The 15,349-nt window shown below is 69.2% G+C and carries 21 protein-coding genes; 14 read left to right on the top strand and 7 right to left on the bottom strand.

The annotated features are described in order from the left end of the window. Positions 1-17 precede the first annotated feature (17 nt). A complete protein-coding gene (locus BN1701_RS34340) occupies positions 18-263 on the top strand; it encodes a plasmid stabilization protein (protein WP_082859892.1) in 246 nt (81 codons plus the stop codon). A gap of 145 nt (positions 264-408) precedes the next feature. Beyond that, positions 409-540, top strand: coding sequence for a hypothetical protein (locus tag BN1701_RS37865; protein ID WP_255364632.1), 132 nt, complete (start codon positions 409-411; stop codon positions 538-540). A 61-nt stretch (positions 541-601) separates the two neighbouring features. Here the strand turns inward: BN1701_RS37865 and BN1701_RS16795 are convergent, their stop codons facing one another. Next, complete coding sequence (locus tag BN1701_RS16795; RefSeq protein ID WP_054049957.1) at positions 602-1,339, bottom strand: hypothetical protein; 738 nt, start codon at positions 1,337-1,339, stop codon at positions 602-604. A gap of 255 nt (positions 1,340-1,594) precedes the next feature. On the opposite strand from BN1701_RS16795, the gene BN1701_RS16790 reads away from it, so the two are divergent. Together BN1701_RS16790 and BN1701_RS35615 are read left to right on the top strand one after the other, a co-directional pair. Continuing rightward, entirely contained in the window at positions 1,595-1,807 is a 213-nt protein-coding gene (locus BN1701_RS16790) for a hypothetical protein (protein WP_054049955.1), read from the top strand. Between the two features lie 98 nt (positions 1,808-1,905). After that, entirely contained in the window at positions 1,906-2,067 is a 162-nt protein-coding gene (locus tag BN1701_RS35615) for a hypothetical protein (protein ID WP_157368029.1), read from the top strand. Positions 2,068-2,109: 42 nt separating this feature from the next. On the opposite strand, the gene BN1701_RS16785 is transcribed toward BN1701_RS35615, so the two are convergent. Together BN1701_RS16785 and BN1701_RS16780 are read right to left on the bottom strand one after the other, a co-directional pair. Next, positions 2,110-2,385 carry a DUF2631 domain-containing protein gene (locus BN1701_RS16785; RefSeq protein ID WP_231949624.1) on the bottom strand — a complete coding sequence of 92 codons (276 nt, stop codon included), beginning with the start codon at positions 2,383-2,385 and terminating at the stop codon, positions 2,110-2,112. 104 nt (positions 2,386-2,489) lie between these two features. Further along, on the bottom strand, positions 2,490-2,762 hold the full coding sequence (locus BN1701_RS16780; protein ID WP_054049953.1) for a GlsB/YeaQ/YmgE family stress response membrane protein: 273 nt from the start codon (positions 2,760-2,762) through the stop codon (positions 2,490-2,492). 188 nt (positions 2,763-2,950) lie between these two features. Here BN1701_RS16780 and dxr point away from each other — a divergent pair, with 188 nt between their 5' ends. The 8 genes from dxr (at position 2,951) to map (ending at position 12,401) form a co-directional block, all read left to right on the top strand. Beyond that, the gene (dxr, locus tag BN1701_RS16775) at positions 2,951-4,210 is read left to right on the top strand and encodes a 1-deoxy-D-xylulose-5-phosphate reductoisomerase (protein ID WP_054049950.1); all 1,260 of its coding nucleotides are present in this window, start codon (positions 2,951-2,953) and stop codon (positions 4,208-4,210) included. A gap of 1 nt (position 4,211) precedes the next feature. Beyond that, positions 4,212-5,432 carry an RIP metalloprotease gene (locus BN1701_RS16770; RefSeq protein WP_054049948.1) on the top strand — a complete coding sequence of 407 codons (1,221 nt, stop codon included), beginning with the start codon at positions 4,212-4,214 and terminating at the stop codon, positions 5,430-5,432. A 16-nt stretch (positions 5,433-5,448) separates the two neighbouring features. Continuing rightward, positions 5,449-6,597, top strand: coding sequence for a flavodoxin-dependent (E)-4-hydroxy-3-methylbut-2-enyl-diphosphate synthase (ispG, locus tag BN1701_RS16765; protein WP_054049946.1), 1,149 nt, complete (start codon positions 5,449-5,451; stop codon positions 6,595-6,597). A gap of 71 nt (positions 6,598-6,668) precedes the next feature. Next, positions 6,669-8,012, top strand: a complete 1,344-nt coding sequence (locus tag BN1701_RS16760; RefSeq protein ID WP_231949623.1) for an AAA family ATPase — start codon at positions 6,669-6,671, stop codon at positions 8,010-8,012. A 44-nt stretch (positions 8,013-8,056) separates the two neighbouring features. After that, a complete protein-coding gene (locus BN1701_RS16755) occupies positions 8,057-8,746 on the top strand; it encodes an HNH endonuclease (protein ID WP_197672103.1) in 690 nt (229 codons plus the stop codon). 91 nt (positions 8,747-8,837) lie between these two features. Next, on the top strand, positions 8,838-9,695 hold the full coding sequence (locus tag BN1701_RS16750; protein WP_054055917.1) for a DUF4081 domain-containing GNAT family N-acetyltransferase: 858 nt from the start codon (positions 8,838-8,840) through the stop codon (positions 9,693-9,695). A 21-nt stretch (positions 9,696-9,716) separates the two neighbouring features. After that, entirely contained in the window at positions 9,717-11,522 is a 1,806-nt protein-coding gene (locus BN1701_RS16745) for a penicillin-binding transpeptidase domain-containing protein (protein WP_231949622.1), read from the top strand. Between the two features lie 21 nt (positions 11,523-11,543). Beyond that, positions 11,544-12,401 (top strand): type I methionyl aminopeptidase, encoded by an 858-nt coding sequence (map, locus tag BN1701_RS16740; protein ID WP_054049938.1) that lies wholly within the window; start codon positions 11,544-11,546, stop codon positions 12,399-12,401. Here map and BN1701_RS37350 read toward each other — a convergent pair whose 3' ends face one another. From BN1701_RS37350 to BN1701_RS37340, 3 genes are all read right to left on the bottom strand, one after another. After that, positions 12,402-12,758, bottom strand: a complete 357-nt coding sequence (locus tag BN1701_RS37350; protein WP_054049936.1) for a hypothetical protein — start codon at positions 12,756-12,758, stop codon at positions 12,402-12,404. 317 nt (positions 12,759-13,075) lie between these two features. Then, entirely contained in the window at positions 13,076-13,294 is a 219-nt protein-coding gene (locus BN1701_RS37345; RefSeq protein WP_231949621.1) for a hypothetical protein, read from the bottom strand. After that, complete coding sequence (locus BN1701_RS37340; protein ID WP_231949620.1) at positions 13,288-13,710, bottom strand: GntR family transcriptional regulator; 423 nt, start codon at positions 13,708-13,710, stop codon at positions 13,288-13,290. Before BN1701_RS37340 ends, BN1701_RS37345 begins: the two co-directional genes overlap by 7 nt. 135 nt (positions 13,711-13,845) lie before the next feature. Between BN1701_RS37340 and BN1701_RS16730 the strand changes: the two genes are divergently transcribed. Together BN1701_RS16730 and BN1701_RS36485 are read left to right on the top strand one after the other, a co-directional pair. After that, positions 13,846-14,238 (top strand): DUF5317 family protein, encoded by a 393-nt coding sequence (locus tag BN1701_RS16730; protein ID WP_054049932.1) that lies wholly within the window; start codon positions 13,846-13,848, stop codon positions 14,236-14,238. A 73-nt stretch (positions 14,239-14,311) separates the two neighbouring features. Further along, positions 14,312-14,581: a hypothetical protein gene (locus BN1701_RS36485; RefSeq protein ID WP_054049930.1), complete on the top strand. Its 270-nt coding sequence runs from the start codon at positions 14,312-14,314 to the stop codon at positions 14,579-14,581. Positions 14,582-14,617: 36 nt separating this feature from the next. Here BN1701_RS36485 and BN1701_RS16720 read toward each other — a convergent pair whose 3' ends face one another. Next, positions 14,618-15,310 carry an alpha/beta fold hydrolase gene (locus BN1701_RS16720; RefSeq protein ID WP_054055916.1) on the bottom strand — a complete coding sequence of 231 codons (693 nt, stop codon included), beginning with the start codon at positions 15,308-15,310 and terminating at the stop codon, positions 14,618-14,620. Between the last annotated feature and the right edge of the window lie 39 nt (positions 15,311-15,349).

The raw sequence follows: 15,349 nt of genomic DNA, 5'->3' as shown, positions 1-15,349 counted from the left end.
GGCATTGGAGGTGGGCAGTGGCGACGTTTACGATTCGGGATTTCGATGATGATCTGAAGGCCGAACTGAGGATTCGGGCCGCCGAACACGGTCGTTCGATGGAAGCCGAAGTTCGCGCGATTCTCAGCTCGGTGCTGACCAGGCGAACGTCAGGATCGGGCATGGCAACACGGATCCGCCAGCGGTTCGCCGACGCTGGCGATATGGCGGTTGAGCCTCCGCCGCGGACTGAGGTCGCACGTGCAGCGGAACTTCCTGAGTGATCGTTCTCGATACCAACGTCGTCTCCGAGTTGATGCGGAACGTTCCGGATGAAAGCGTTGTCAAGTGGGTTGATCAGTACCCGGCTGACGACGTTTCGTCACGGCGATCTCCGCGGCACGCGAGCGCGGTGGCCTGCCGATCAGCATGGCTGACGCGCAGATCGCCGCGATCTGTCGGCGCCATAACGTACGCCTGGCCACCCGAAACACCGAGGACTTCGTCGACACCGGAGTCCGCGTGCTGAATCCGTGGGACATCGAGTCTCAATCGCCGTGATCGTTGTAAGTGTGTCGCCATGGGCGAACCTCTGGCGAACTTCCTCGGACCGATCGAGGTACTAGTCCGGGAAGCCCGCCGCGATTGACAGCCACAGGGTCATCGCCGCGCCGTAGACAAGGGTGGCCACCACCGCTAGCGCGACGTGCCGCACCCGCTGGCCGACCGCCCCCGTGATCGCGCCGCCTGCCGACCACTGCCAAGTCGCCATCATCACGGCCGGGATCACCACCGAGTGTGGGATGAACAGGACGAAGAGCAGGCTCTCGTTCACCGGGGCGAGCACAGCACCCGAGACCGTCGGGAAGGTCCACGCCAGGACCGCGGTGACGGCGGTCCGCGTCAGCCGCCGAGGCGTCGCCGGGCGCGGCGTTCCCGACCAGAACCACGCCAGGAGCCCGGAGGTCACCGCCAGCGCGGCGAGCAGACCGAGCGCGGCTGTGATCCAGTCCCCGTCGATGAGGGCGGTCCACCACGGCACCGCGGCTCGCAGATCAGCCGCTTGCTCCGCTGACACACCGAGGGACGTGTCGAGCCGCACCCGGCCCGAGCCTGGGCCGTAGTCGAATGTGCGCGCACACGCTAGCGGTTTCCCGTCATACGAGGCTTCGCACCGCAGGTACTCGGTCCGCGCTGTGTCGAGCACAATCGTCAAGTCCTTGCCCGCCACCGGAGTCGTGCACGTGACGACCGTGCCGTCCTTGCGGCACTCGATGTCCGGGTGGCTGATCGAGTAGGCGGGTGTGTCGATGCGGTAGAGCCCATGGGTGACGTTGACCGGCGCGACCGGCGTGAGCAAAATCGCTATGAACAAAAGGAAGATAGGGAGTAGCGGCGGCAGGAGTCGAAGTCGTCCGACATCCTCGCGTGCGGTCGTCGTCACAATCCCGGAGTCGCCTGCCGGGTCATTCCCGTTACCCCGACTGTCCACAGTGGACTTCGAGAACGGGTCCCGCGGACGATCTTGGCGGGGTGGTGTGCGAGGCCGTCGCCGCCTTGTTCTTCGCCGAGACCCCGGGCGACCAGGGCCCGCACTGCTCGGCGCGGAGGCGAAGTGAAGCGACTCCCCTTGGTCCTCGGCGGCCTGCGAGTGGCGGTCGCAGCCAAGCCCGGGCGCGTCCGCTCGATCCCCGTCGACGTTCCCTCTCTGGCCACCTCGCCGGTGGTCATCGCCATGCCGGGGCCGATGGTCCGCGCGCTCGGCTGGCCGGAGGGCTCGATCGGTTGGCGCGACCTGCTCGCCCTGGCCCAGGACCCGCACGGCTGAGGCGCCAAGGGCAAGCCGGAACCGAGGCGACCAGGATCGATCAGGTCATGGCCGATGTTCTCTCGAACTTCTGAGCCAGTCGCGCGTACCGTTGACCTATGGCGACGAAGGTCATCGAAGTCGCGGACGACGAGTTGACGCTGATCCTGGCGGCACTGCGGTCGTACCTGACCGACTTCGGCCACGACGAGGCGGACCTGCAGCGGGCGATCAAGCGGTTGATCGCCAAGTTGCCCCGCCCGGAGAAGACCGTCGCCTAACGGCGAACGGCACAGCACGCCGCGGTGAGGCAGCGGCGTGGTTCAGCCGCGCCAGGAGGTGCGGCGCTTGTGGACCAGCCAGCCCACACCCGCCAGCAGGAACAGGCCAGTGCCGATGAGCCACAGGTTCTCGGTCCAGCCGCTGTGGTTGCCGATCAGCATGCCGAACATGGACAGGCCGACCAGCACACCGCCGCCGAGCGTGGCGCGCGGGAAGCCGCCGTGCCAGCCCCACTCGGCCGAGGGCTCCTCCTGCGGGCTGACCCTGAACGCGGCGGCGGGGGTGGCCTTGCGCTTCTCCAGCTCCGAGCGAGCCACGTTTCCTCCAGGCTGATCGATCCGTGCGCCGCTCATCGTTCCATACCCGGACAGCACTGCGGGCGCCGTGGTCTCCACGACGCCCGCAGGTGTGACAAGGGTCGCTAGACCCGAGCTCGTCCGCGCCCACTGGTGACCAGTCGGTACACGCCCAGGAGGATGAGCGAGCCGAGGATGGCCAGCAGCCACGTGCGCAGGTTGAAGAACGTCGCCAGGCCGCCGCCGAGGAGGGCGTTGCCGATGAAGCCGCCGAGGATCGCGCCGACGATTCCGATCAGCATGGTGACGATGACGCCACCCGGGTCGTTGCCCGGCATGATCGCTTTGGCGATCAGACCGGCCAGCAGGCCGAGAACGATCCAGCCGAGGATGCCCATCGGTGCTCCTTAGTCTCGTTTGTTCGCCGGGGACATGCCCGGAAAGATCGGCACCCATGCATGCCTTCCGAAAATTAGGCCGAACGGGCTAACGGTCACCCGGTCGGCCGGGCTGCCTCGGAGACTCGTGTCACCCTTTGCGAGGGTCAGCCGGTACCCGTGCGAAATCCACTCCGAACTCGGGGACAATGGTCGTGATGACTCCCTCCACCGCACCCCGGCGCTCACTGCTCGTACTCGGGTCGACCGGTTCCGTAGGCACCCAGGCGCTCGACGTCGTGGCCGCCAATCCCGACCGGTTCACCGTGGCGGGTATCGCCGCGGGCGGGTCCGATCCGGCGCTCATCGCCGCCCAGGCGCTCGAGTCCGCTGTCGACGCGATCGCCGTGACCAGGGCGTCCGCCGCCACCGACGTGCAGCTCGCGTTGTTCGCCGAGGCGCAGAAGCGGGGGTTCGCGCAAGGCCAGTTCAAGATGCCCCGCATCTTCGCGGGCCCCGACGCGGTCACCGACCTCATCGACGCGGTGCCCGCCGACATCGTCCTCAACGCCATCACCGGCTCCCAGGGCCTGCCCGCCACGCTCAAGGCGCTGGAGTCCGGCGCCCGGCTCGCCCTGGCCAACAAGGAGTCGCTCATCGCGGGCGGCTCCCTGGTCCTCGGCGCGGCCAAGCCTGGTCAGCTCGTCCCGGTCGACTCCGAGCACTCCGCCATGGCCCAGGCCCTGCGCGGCGGCGGGGCCGACGAGGTCGACCGACTGGTCCTCACCGCATCGGGTGGCCCCTTTCGGGGGAAGCGGCGCGACGAACTGACACACGTCACCGCCAAAGAGGCCCTCGCCCACCCGACCTGGGCGATGGGCCCGGTCATCACGGTCAACTCGGCGTCACTGGTCAACAAAGCGCTGGAGCTGATCGAGGCACACCTCTTGTTCGACGTGCCCTACGACCGGATCGACGTCGTGGTGCACCCGCAGTCGATCGTGCACTCCATGGTCACCTTCACCGACGGCTCGACCCTGGCCCAGGCCAGCCCACCGGACATGCGGCTGCCGATCGCGCTGGCCCTGGGCTGGCCGGACCGCATCCCCGGCGCCGCCAAGGCGTGCGACTGGACCACCGCCAGCCAGTGGACCTTCGAGCCACTGGACCACGAGACCTTCCCCGCCGTCCGGCTGGCCCGCGCCGCAGGCGAGACCGGCGGCTGCCTGCCCGCGGTCTACAACGCGGCCAACGAGGAGGCCGTCGCGGCGTTCCTGCGAGGCGACACCACTTTCACAGCCATTGTGGACACTATTGGGCGGGTACTCGACGACGCGGCGGACTGGCAGGGCGAGCCGCGCGACGTCGAGGAGGTGCTCGCCGCCGAGCACTGGGCCCGCGCCCGCGCGAGAGAACACCTCGCGGTGACCGCTGGCCCCGATGGTGTCGTCGGGCCGGGAAGGATCTGACGTGCTCATCTGGCTGTTGGGGCTCGTGCTCTTCGCGCTGGGCATCTGCGTGTCCGTCGCGCTGCACGAGGCGGGGCACATGTACACCGCGAAGATGTTCGGGATGAAGGTCCGGCGGTACTTCGTCGGCTTCGGGCCCAAGATCTTCTCGTTCCGCCGCGGTGAGACCGAGTACGGCCTCAAGGCCATCCCGCTCGGCGGGTTCTGCGACATCGCGGGCATGACCGCACTCGACGAGGTCACCCCGGACGAGGCGCCGCGGGCGATGTGGCGCTACCCGGCGTGGAAGCGCGTCGTGGTGCTGTCGGCCGGGTCGATCACGCACTTCATCCTCGGCTTCATCATCCTGTACCTGATGGCTGTGTCGATGGGCCTGCCCAACTACACCGACCGGCCCTTCGTCGGCGCCACCTCCTGCGCGCCCGCGACTCAGGATCCCAAGACGCTCAAGCAGGAGGACTGCAAGCCTGGCGACCCGTCCCCGGCGAGCGCGGCGGGCATCAAGGTGGGCGACGAGATCATCAGCGTCGACGGCCAGCGGGTCGAGACCTGGGACGCCGCGGTCAAGAAGATCCGCGACCTGCGCGGCGAGGCCACCTTCGTGGTGGACCGCGACGGCCAGGAAATGACATTGAAGGTCGACGTCGCCACCGTGCAGCGCGTGCCGGTCGGCTCCAAGCCCGGCGGGGACAACAAACTCACCGAGGCGGGCGCGGTCGGCATCGCCCAGAGCGGCGACCTGATCCAGTACGGCGGTCTGACGGCCATCGGCGGCACCGTGGCCTTCACCGGCGAGATGTTCGCCAAGACCTGGGAAGGACTGATGAAGTTCCCAGAGAAGATCCCCGCCGTGGTCCGCGCGATCGGGGGCGAGGAGAATGATCCCGAGCGCCCGGTCAGCGTCGTCGGTGCCAGTGTCATCGGCGCCGACGCCGCCGAGCGGGGCATCTGGTCGATCTTCGTGCTCATGTTGGCCGCGCTGAACTTCTTCGTCGGCGTGTTCAACCTGCTGCCGCTGCTCCCGCTCGACGGCGGCCACATCGCGATCACGCTGTACGAGCGGGTTCGGGACATGATCCGCAAGCTGCGTGGCCTGGCGCCCGGTGGCCCCGTGGACTACACCCGGCTCACCGGCATCACGATGGTCCTGGTGGTCATCGGCGGCGCGGTCGTGCTGCTCACCGTCACCGCCGACGTCGTCAACCCCATTCGATTGCAATAACCCAGAGAGGTCAGAGATGTCCGACGTCATGCTCGGAATGCCCGCGTTGCCGCCGCCGGTGCTGTCGGAGCGCCGCAAGACCCGGCAGCTGCGGGTCGGCCAGGTGGGCGTCGGCAGTGACCACCCGATCTCGGTGCAGTCGATGACGACGACGGTGACCGCCGACGTCAACTCGACCCTGCAGCAGATCGCGGAGCTGACGGCGGCGGGCTGTGACATCGTGCGGGTGGCGTGCCCGTCGCAGGACGACGCGGACGCGCTGGCGGCCATCGCGGCGAAGTCGCAGATCCCGGTGATCGCCGACATCCACTTCCAGCCCAAGTACGTCTTCGCCGCGATCGAGGCGGGCTGCGCGGCGGTGCGGGTCAATCCGGGCAATATCCGCAAGTTCGACGACCAGGTCAAGGAGATCGCCGCGGCGGCGCGCGACCGGGGGACGCCGATCCGGATCGGCGTCAACGCAGGCTCGCTGGACCCTCGGCTGATGGCGAAATACGGCAAGGCGACGCCGGAGGCGCTGGCCGAGTCGGCCATGTGGGAGGCGTCGCTGTTCGCCGAGCACGACTTCCACGACATCAAGATCTCGGTGAAGCACAACGACCCCGTCGTGATGATCCGCGCCTACGAGCTGCTGGCCGAGCAGTGCGACTACCCGCTGCACCTCGGCGTGACCGAGGCGGGCCCGGCCTTCCAGGGCACGATCAAGTCCGCGGTCGCGTTCGGCGCGCTGCTGCGCCAGGGCATCGGCGACACGATCCGGGTGTCGCTGTCGGCGCCGCCGGTCGAGGAGGTCAAGGTCGGCACGCAGATCCTGCAGTCGCTGAACCTGCGTCCGCGCAAGCTGGAGATCGTGTCCTGTCCGTCCTGCGGGCGTGCCCAGGTCGACGTCTACAAGTTGGCCGACGAGGTGACCGCGGGCCTGGAGGGCATGGAGGTGCCGCTGCGCGTGGCGGTCATGGGCTGTGTCGTGAACGGGCCGGGCGAGGCGCGGGAAGCCGACCTCGGGGTGGCCTCCGGCAACGGCAAGGGACAGATCTTCGTCCGGGGCGAGGTCATCAAAACCGTGCCTGAGCACCAGATCGTCGAGACCCTCATCGAGGAAGCGATGCGCCTGGCGGAGCAAATGGAGGGGTCCGAAGGGACGCCTTCGGTCACGGTCGGCTGACGGTCGCCGAAGATGGCCCGTAAAGTTCCCTGGGTCGGCTGCAGAGGGGACTTGGCATGTACCTCGCCCGTGTGACCCTGCGGAACATCCGCGGCTTCTCCGGTGCGCGAGACGTCGACCTGGTGCTCACCAGACCGGACCGGTCCCACGCGGGCTGGACGGTGATCGCGGGCCGCAACGGATCGGGCAAGACCTCGCTGCTGCGGGGCATCGCGCTGGCCGTCGGCGGCCCCGCGGTGGCCCGCAGCCTCGTGCCGGACTTCGAGAACTGGGTCTCACTCGGCGAACGGGACGCCGTCGCCCAGGTCCGCATCGCATACGACGCCGGACACGACCGGTTCTATGGCAAGGGCAGGCTGCCGACCAAGGACTTCGCCGCGGGCCTGCAGTGGATCTACCCGGACGACGGTGACGGCAGGCGCACCATCCAGCCGTCGCTGGCCCCAGTCGGCAGTCCCGGCAGCCGCAGCCAATCCGCCCGCGGACCTTGGCAAGATAACCCGGGTGGGTGGTTCTGTGCGGCATACGGGCCTTTCCGTCGGCTTGTCGGTGGCGCGGGGGACGCCCAACGGTTGATGCTTAGTCCCGGCCCGGTCGCGCGATTGGTCAGCCTTTTCCACGAGGACGCTTCGCTGGCGGAGGGCGTGGGCTGGCTCATCGAACAGCATTTGCGGACGCTTGAGCAGCGGCCCGGCGCCCAGCAGCTTAAGGAAGCAGCACTCGAAATCCTGGCGAACGGATTGCTGCCGGATGGTTATCGGATTGAGAAAATCGATTCGGACGGCCTCTGGGTCGCCAACGGCGACAAACGATACCCGTTACGCGAAATGAGTGACGGCTACCGAACGGTAGCGGCACTCGTTGTCGATTTGCTCAAGCAGATCAACGAGGCCTACGGCTCCATTCCGGTGACGACCGTCGGCGGCGTCACCGCGGTCACGGCACCCGGCGTAGTCATCATCGACGAGGTCGACGCCCACCTGCACGTGTCCTGGCAGAAGCGGATCGGCGGCTGGCTCAAGTCTCATTTTCCCAACATTCAATTTATCGTGACGACGCACAGCCCGTACATCTGCCAGGCCGCCGACCCCGGTGGTCTGATCCGCCTTCCGGGTCCTGACCAGGAAGAACCGCCCTCGGTGGTCGGTCACGATCTGTATGAGCGCATCGTTTTCGGCAGCGGCGACGACGCGGTTCTCTCTGACCTTTTCGGCCTCGATACGCCATACTCGGAGAAGGCCCAGTCATTGCGCCGCGAACTCGTCGATCTTGAGGTCGCGGTGGTCAGCGACATGGCCGACGAAGAACAGGAACGGCGCTATTTGCAGCTGCGGGAAATGCTCGAGAGTTCACCCGTGGCCAGGGTGGGAGAGGTGACCGCCCGGCTGCACGAAGCGGGAGCCGCAGGCGCGTGATCCGAATCGCTCGCGTCACTTTGCCACCACCGACCACAGACCGATTGTCCGAACTCACCGACAGGATCGCCGCGCTGCGCCCCGCGGAACGGGTGGCGTCGGCGCGCGCCCTCTGGCGAACCAATTCGGCGGTCAAGGGCATGATCCGCGAAGCCCTGGCGGCGATGGCCCCCGGGGTCCAGCGCTGCATGTACTGCGGCGACAGCCTCGGCGCCGACATCGACCATTTCGACCCGCTTTCCCGCACCCCGCTGCGCACCTTCGACTGGCCCAACCACCTGCTCGCGTGCTCGGTATGCAACAGCCACCACAAGCGCGACCTGTTCCCGCTCGACGAGCGCGGCAAGCCGCTGCTGATCGACCCGACCGTCGACGACCCCTTCGACCACCTGCTGCTGTCGCTTTCGGTCGGGGAGTACCGCGCCACGACCCCCAAGGGCATCGCCACGATCACGGTGTTCGGCCTCAACCGCCCGCTGCTGGTCCGCGGCCGACAGCAGGCCCGCCGGGTGGTGGTCGCCAGCCTCCGCAATTGGGCCAAGGCCCGCGCGGCCGCCGACGAACCCGACATGGACGAAGCCATTCTGACCATCCGCGAACAGCCCTTCGCCGACGTCTGCCACGCCATGCTGCGCCAGGCCGACGTCCCGCGCGCCGACCTGATCTTCGGCCGCGACCAGGATGTCCTGCCGACCCTGCGCGACCCCGATCTGCGTGCCCGGCTGCTGCCATGAGCCCCGCTCACAGCCGGTGATCATCCCGGCGGGAAGGGGCTGACCAGGTGATCCGTTTCCGGTGGGCCCGCCCATCTGGCACGCTGGTGGGGTGTTGCGGCTAGCAGGAGCGCGGCTGCTCGACGAACGGGATGGTCAGGCGGTGCGCGCCGTGCTCACCGCCGACCCGGTTGCGTCCTGCATGGTCGCGTCCCGCATCGAGACCGTCGGGCTGGACCCGTGGCGCCTCGGCGGCGAGGTCTGGGGCTGTGACCTGCGCGGACTACGCCCCGTGACCCGGCTGGAAGCCCTCTGTTTCGCGGGCCCCAACCTCATTCCGCTGCGCGGCAAGCGCTCCGCGCTGCGTGCCTTCGCCGAACGGGCCTTACGCAGGCGCCGCATGTGCTCATCGATGGTCGGCCCCGCCGAGCAGGTCCTCGGCCTCTGGGCCGAGTTGGAGGCCGACTGGGGTCCGGCCCGCGAGATTCGCGACGACCAGCCCCTGATGGCGATCTCCGCGGCCCCGATTGTCACCCCGGACCCGCTGGTCCGCCCGGTCCGCCCCGACGAACTCGACCGCTATCTGCCCGCCGCGATCGCCATGTTCATCGAGGAGGTCGGCATCGACCCCCGCGTCGGCGACGGCGGCTCCGGCTACCGCGCGCGGGTCGCCGAACTGATCGCCGGTGGCCGCGCGTTCGCCCGGTTCGAGGGCGGCGACGTGGTGTTCAAGGCCGAGATCGGCGCCCTGTCCAGCGCCGTCGGCCAGATCCAGGGCGTGTGGGTGCACCCCGACCGGCGCGGCCACGGCCTGGGCAGCGCGGGCACCGCCGCGGTCGTCCAGCGGCTGGTCGACGGCATGGGCCGCACCGCCAGCCTGTACGTCAACTCCTACAACTCCGCGGCCCGCGCGGCGTACCGACGGATCGGATTCGCCCAGGTCGGCCAGTACGCCACCGTCTTGTTCTGACGATTGGGCATACTGCGGGGCGTGCGCCGTACCTTCCGCCGTCCCATCGCGATGATCGCCGCGCTGGTGGCCGCCCTCCCGCTGACCGCCTGCAGCTTCGGCTCGGACCCGGGCCCGCAGGACGCCGCGAACCAGTTCGTCGCCGCGTTCGCGGGCGGTGACACCGCGACCGCGTCGCAGCAGACCGACGCGGCCGACTCGGCCAAAGCCCTGATGGACAAGGTCCGCGGCGCGATCAAACCCGCCACGGTGATCGCGCGGGTCAAGACCGTCGACGTCGCCGAAGGGCAGCCTTCCGCCAAGGCCGCCTTCGAGATCACGTGGGACCTAGGCCGCGGCAGGCTGTGGACCTACGACAGCGCGTTCGAGCTGAGGGCCGAGAACGACGCGTGGAAGGTGCACTGGGACCCGACCGTCCTGCACCCCAAGCTCGCCAACCAGCAGTCCATCGCCGTGCGGGACGCCGAGGCGTCACTGGCCCCGGTGCTCGACCGCGACGGCACGCCGGTGCTGCAACCCGAACGCGTCATCTCGGTGCTGTTCGAGAAGGCGAAGGCAGGCGACGCGAACGCCATCGCCGGGCAGTTGGCCGCCGCCCTGTCCGGCATCGACCCGTCGATCACCCAGCAGACGATCATCGACGGGGCGACCAAGGCGGGCGACAAGGCCTACCAGGTGGTGGCCCTGCGCGACGCCGACTACCAGAAGGTGCGCTCGCTGATCTACGAGTTGCAGGGGGTCCGGTTCACCGCGGAGTCCCGGCTGCTCACTGTCGACAAGACCCTCGCGCCCGCGCTGCTGCCGAGCATCCGCAAGATCGTCGAGGAGAAGGTCCAGGGCGCCGCGGGCTGGAGCGTGCACACCGTCGACAGCGCGGGCGCCGACGTCGAGGAACTGTTCGCCAAGGCTCCCGAGCCCGCCACGGCGGTCCGGGTCGCGCTGAGCAAGCAGATCCAGACCTCCGCGCAGAACGCGGTCGCCGACGTGCCGACGCCCGCGATGATCGTGGCCATCCAGCCGTCGACCGGCGAGATCCTGGCCGTCGCGCAGAACGCGATCGCCGACAAGGAGGGCCAACTCGCCCTGACCGGCCGCTACCCGCCCGGCTCCACCTTCAAGATCGTCACCGCGGCGGCGGCGATGAAGTCCGGCAAGGCCGCGGCCGACACGCCGCTGGGCTGCCCGGGCACCAAGGTCATCGACGGCCGGGAGATCCCCAACAGCGGCAAGTTCGACAAGGGCGTGGTGCCACTGCACCTGGCGTTCGCCTACTCGTGCAACACCACGTTCGCCGAGCTCGCCGTCGCGATGGCGCCCGACGAGCTCACCGAGATGGCCAAACAGCTCGGCCTCGGCGTCGACTACGTGCTCCCCGGCGTGACCACCATCACCGGATCGGTTCCGCCCGCCGCGGGCAAGGTCGAACGCGCCGAGGACGGCTTCGGCCAAGGCAAGGTCGTGGCCAGCCCGTTCGGCATGGCCGTCGTCGCCGCGACCGTCGCCTCAGGCACCGTGCCCAAGCCCGTGCTGGTCCGCGGCGCCGAAACCAAGGCCGACACCACGCCGGAGCCGGTGCCCGCCGCGGTGCTGGCCCCGCTGCGCGAGATGATGCGCGAGGTCGTCACCGTCGGCACCGCAGGTCTGCTGAACTCGTTCCCCGACGTGCGGGGCAAGACCGGCACCGCCCAGTTCGGCGACGGCACCCACTCCCACGGCTGGTTCGTCGGCTACCAGGGCGACCTGGCCTTCGCCGTGCTGCTGACCGACGCGGGGGAGTCCACCAAGGCCGTGCAGGCAACCGCGAGGTTCCTCGGCGGGCTGCGTTGAGCTGGTCGTAGGGTGAACGGCATGTCGTTGCGCGCCCCGCTGAAGCCAGGAGAGCAGTCGCCCCGCCGGGCCGTGCCCTCCGCCATCCCCCGCCCCGAGTACGTCGACCGGCCCGCCCCGCGGAAGAACACCGACCCGTGGGTCCAGCCGCCGGAGATCGTCGAGGCCATGCGGGTCGCCGGGCGCATCGCCGCCCGGGCGTTGCAGGAGGGCGGCAAGGCGGTCAAGCCGGGCGCGACCACCGACGACGTCGACGCAGTCGTGCACGAGTTCCTGCTCGACCACCAGGCCTACCCGTCCACCCTTGGCTACCGCAGGTTCCCGAAGTCGTGCTGTGTGTCCCTCAACGAAGTCATCTGCCACGGCATCCCGGACTCGACGGTGATCGAGGACGGCGACATCGTCAACATCGACGTGACGGCCTTCATCGGCGGCGTCCACGGCGACACCAACGCGACGTTCCTGGCCGGTGAGGTGTCGGAGGAGGCCCGCCTGCTCGTCGAGCGCACCCACGAAGCCACCATGCGTGCCATCAAGGCGGTGCGCCCCGGCCGCGCCCTCAACGTCATCGGGCGCGTCATCGAGGCCTACGCGAAGCGCTTCGACTACGGCGTCGTGCGTGACTTCACCGGCCATGGCATCGGTCGCTCGTTCCACAGTGGACTGGTCGTCCTGCACTACGACGAGCCGTCGGTGAATACCGAGATCGAGGCGGGTATGACCTTCACGATCGAGCCGATGATCACTCTCGGCGGCATCGACTACGACATCTGGTCCGACGACTGGACGGTCACCACCAAGGACAAGAGCTGGACCGCCCAGTTCGAGCACACCATCGTCGTCACCGACACCGGCGCGGAGATCCTCACGCTTCCCTGATCAGCGCGCCGATCCGGCGGAGGCCTCGGCGAGCTGGTCGGTCTTGAGCAGGCCGAAGCCCAGCATGAGCCCATTTCGGACGTCCTCGCCGAGTGAGAACGCCGACAGTGGCAGCACCCCGACCCCGACCGCCTTGGCAGCGCGGGCTAGGGCGCGGTCATGGTGGCGGAGCAGGTAGAACCGCTCGTGATAGCCGCGGCGCATCCGACGGATGTGCGCGGCCAGCAGCGGGCGTTCGATGAAGGTGGCCTGCGCGGGCAGCGACGGGTGGAGATCGACGGCGAACTGTGCCTTGCGCAGCGCGGACCACAGCGAGGGCGGCGCGACCAGGAACCCCAGCCGCAGCGTCGGGAGCATGACCTTGGAGAACGTGCCGACGTAGACAACCCGGCCCGCGGTGTCAGGCTGTGCAGGGTCTCGATCGGCCTGCCCGAGTAGCGGAACTCGCTGTCGTAGTCGTCCTCGATGACCACCGCGTCGCGGCGACCGGCCCACTCCAGCAGGGCCAGCCTGCGCGGCAGCGACATAGGCATCCCGAGCGGGAACTGATGCGACGGCGTGGTGTAGACGAGCCGCGCCTCGTCCGGCAACACGTCGACCATCAGGCCCTCCGCGTCTACCGGCACCGGCACGGTCCGAGCCCCCAGCGCGGTGAACAGCTGACGCGGCGGGGGCTAGCCCGGATCCGCGACGGCCGCGATGTCCCCGGCACCGACCATCACCCGCGAGACAAGGTCGATCGCCCGCGTGCTGCCCGTGGTCACGATGATCTCGCCGACCCCGGCCCGCGCCCTGCGGGAGACCCCGACGTGCCGCTGGACCGCCGTCCGCAGCCGCTGATCGCCCGCGGGCTCGTCATAGACGTCATAAGCCGCCGCGCTCTGCCTCAGCACGCCCGCCACCACCGCCCGCCACGAGGCGAACGGGAACGCCTGGCCGTCGGGATACCCGGGCTGGAAGTTGAGCTCGACATGCCTGGCGGCCATGTCCGGCGCTCCCGCATCGCGTCCCACACTGGTAGCGGCCGGACCCCGCTCGCCACCGGGGCAGGCCGGGCCTCCGCGAGCCGAAGATCCCGGTTGACATAGGTGCCCACACCCGCCCGAGAGGACAGGAAACCCTCAGCCACCAGCCGGTCGTAGGCGACGCCCGCGGTGTTCCGCGAGATCTCCAGGCGCTTGGCCAGATCCCGGGTCGACGGCACCTCGTCACCCGGCCGGAGATCACCGGCCAAGATCGCGTCCTTGACCTGCCGGTAGAGCTGCTCGGCGAACCCCCGCCGCCCCCGCAGCGCGATATGCAGCTCCAACCGACTCCCTCTTTCGGCGACTGGCCCAGAACGAATGGCCCAGTTCTGGACCTGTTCTGGTCCAGGCCCCGGGTCCTATCGTGGCATCGCGACCGAGGGGAGGCGCCAGTCGTCGAGTTCATCATTCTGTGTCTCGTGCCGGTGGCGCTGGGGGTGGCCTGCGGCCTCGCGGCAGGCGGCCGGGTCTCCGCGCTCGCGAACCGGTTCACCCACCCGTGGCTGCTGTGGGCGACGGTGGGCGTCCAGACCGCTGCCGAGTATCCGGAGGTTCTTCTCGGAGACGGGCTTGGCAAGCCCACCGACATGGAGACACCCAGGAACGAGCCCGCCGACGAGAACACCCGCCTGAAATACCTGACCGACGTCGTCCCGATCCCGCTCCTGGGGAAGATCGTCAGCGGCGGCGACCTGCTCATAGTCCTCGGCCTCGCAACACTCGTGGCCCGTGGGATGCGCGCGGATGCCACGGCCGGAGAGTCCACCGACCGACCTGACTCGGTCGGCGCGTCTTCGGGCCGCGGGCAGTAGACCGCGGCCAACACTGGGGGTGGGGTCGGCGGCCTCGCGCCGCCGACCCCCCGAAACTGATCACGACTGGGAAATGATGATCCGATTCCACCTGATGCGCTCGGCCTTCGCCTTCGCCTTCGCCTTCGCCTTCGCCTTCGCCTTCGCCTTCGCCTTCGCCTTCGCCTTCGCCTTCGCCTTCGCCTTCGCCTTCGCCTTCGCCTTCGCCTTCGCCTTCGCCTTCGCCTTCGCCTTCGCCTTCGCCTTCGCCTTCGCCTTCGCCTTCGCCTTCGCCTTCGCCTTGGCCTTGGCCGGGCTCGCGACCCTGCTCTATACCGTCGGTGCGCCTGGGGATTCCCACTGACGGCCATGGTTTGCCCACGCGTACAGCGGCTTCCGGCTACGGAAGCACCTCAAGGATGGCGACCGCCACCGGCACCGGGTCGGTCGCCGCGGCCAGGTGGTGCGTATCCAGCCGCCTGGTCACCCAACCCAGCTCCTCGGCCCGCGCCAGCTCGGCCGCGTACGCACCGGACAGCGCCACGTAGCTCGACGGACCCTCCCACTCGACCGTCGGACGAGGCTCCTTGAGGAACGCCAACGGCACCTCCGGCGCCTCGTCGGCGATGTCGGCGCGCAGTCCCTCGTCGGCGACCAGATCGAGCAGCGGGTCGTCGTCGAACCAGCGGTGCCACCGAGGCAGCTGCCCGTCCCGGCTCCGCGCCCGGAGCTGGTTGTAGAGGTCTGCGGGTGCCGTGTCGCGCCAGCTCCGTCCAGGTGTGGGCAGGCCCGCGTCCACGTACACCAGCCCGCGGACGGCGTCCTCCAGGTCCTCGGCGAACGCGGGCAGCAGCGGCCCGGCGCCGCTGTGTCCGACGAGCACCACCGGCCCGCTGAGCGACACGTCGGACATCGCGTCGGCGAACGCCCCGATCAGCCGCTGGTGGACCGGCGGGGTGACCACGCTGGGCCGCAGGTCCAACAGGACCGCGGGGTGCCCCAACGCGGCGAACGCGTCGGCGAGCGGGCGCAAGCTGGCGGGCCCGAGGAACGGGCTGTGCACCAGGACGGCGGTGACGGGTTCGACGGGCATGACGGGGATGATGGCAGTCAGTCGGCAGCCGAGGGGAGT

It is taken from the genome of Alloactinosynnema sp. L-07 (assembly GCF_900070365.1).
Taxonomy (GTDB): domain Bacteria; phylum Actinomycetota; class Actinomycetes; order Mycobacteriales; family Pseudonocardiaceae; genus Actinokineospora.
The sequence above is the reverse complement of the archived record's forward strand: the minus strand, read 5'-3'. Positions and strand labels throughout refer to the sequence as shown.

Bases quoted from the DNA above. Each gene is read 5' to 3' on its own strand.
- BN1701_RS37350 (WP_054049936.1), bottom strand. From the start codon at position 12,758: ATGCTCCCGACGCTGCGGCTGGGGTTCCTGGTCGCGCCGCCCTCGCTG.
- BN1701_RS37865 (WP_255364632.1), top strand. From the start codon at position 409: ATGGCTGACGCGCAGATCGCCGCGATCTGTCGGCGCCATAACGTACGC.
- BN1701_RS16780 (WP_054049953.1), bottom strand. From the start codon at position 2,762: ATGGGCATCCTCGGCTGGATCGTTCTCGGCCTGCTGGCCGGTCTGATC.
- ispG (WP_054049946.1), top strand. From the start codon at position 5,449: ATGTCCGACGTCATGCTCGGAATGCCCGCGTTGCCGCCGCCGGTGCTG.
- BN1701_RS36485 (WP_054049930.1), top strand. From the start codon at position 14,312: ATGATGATCCGATTCCACCTGATGCGCTCGGCCTTCGCCTTCGCCTTC.
- BN1701_RS16720 (WP_054055916.1), bottom strand. From the start codon at position 15,310: ATGCCCGTCGAACCCGTCACCGCCGTCCTGGTGCACAGCCCGTTCCTC.
- BN1701_RS35615 (WP_157368029.1), top strand. From the start codon at position 1,906: ATGGCGACGAAGGTCATCGAAGTCGCGGACGACGAGTTGACGCTGATC.
- map (WP_054049938.1), top strand. From the start codon at position 11,544: ATGTCGTTGCGCGCCCCGCTGAAGCCAGGAGAGCAGTCGCCCCGCCGG.
- dxr (WP_054049950.1), top strand. From the start codon at position 2,951: ATGGTCGTGATGACTCCCTCCACCGCACCCCGGCGCTCACTGCTCGTA.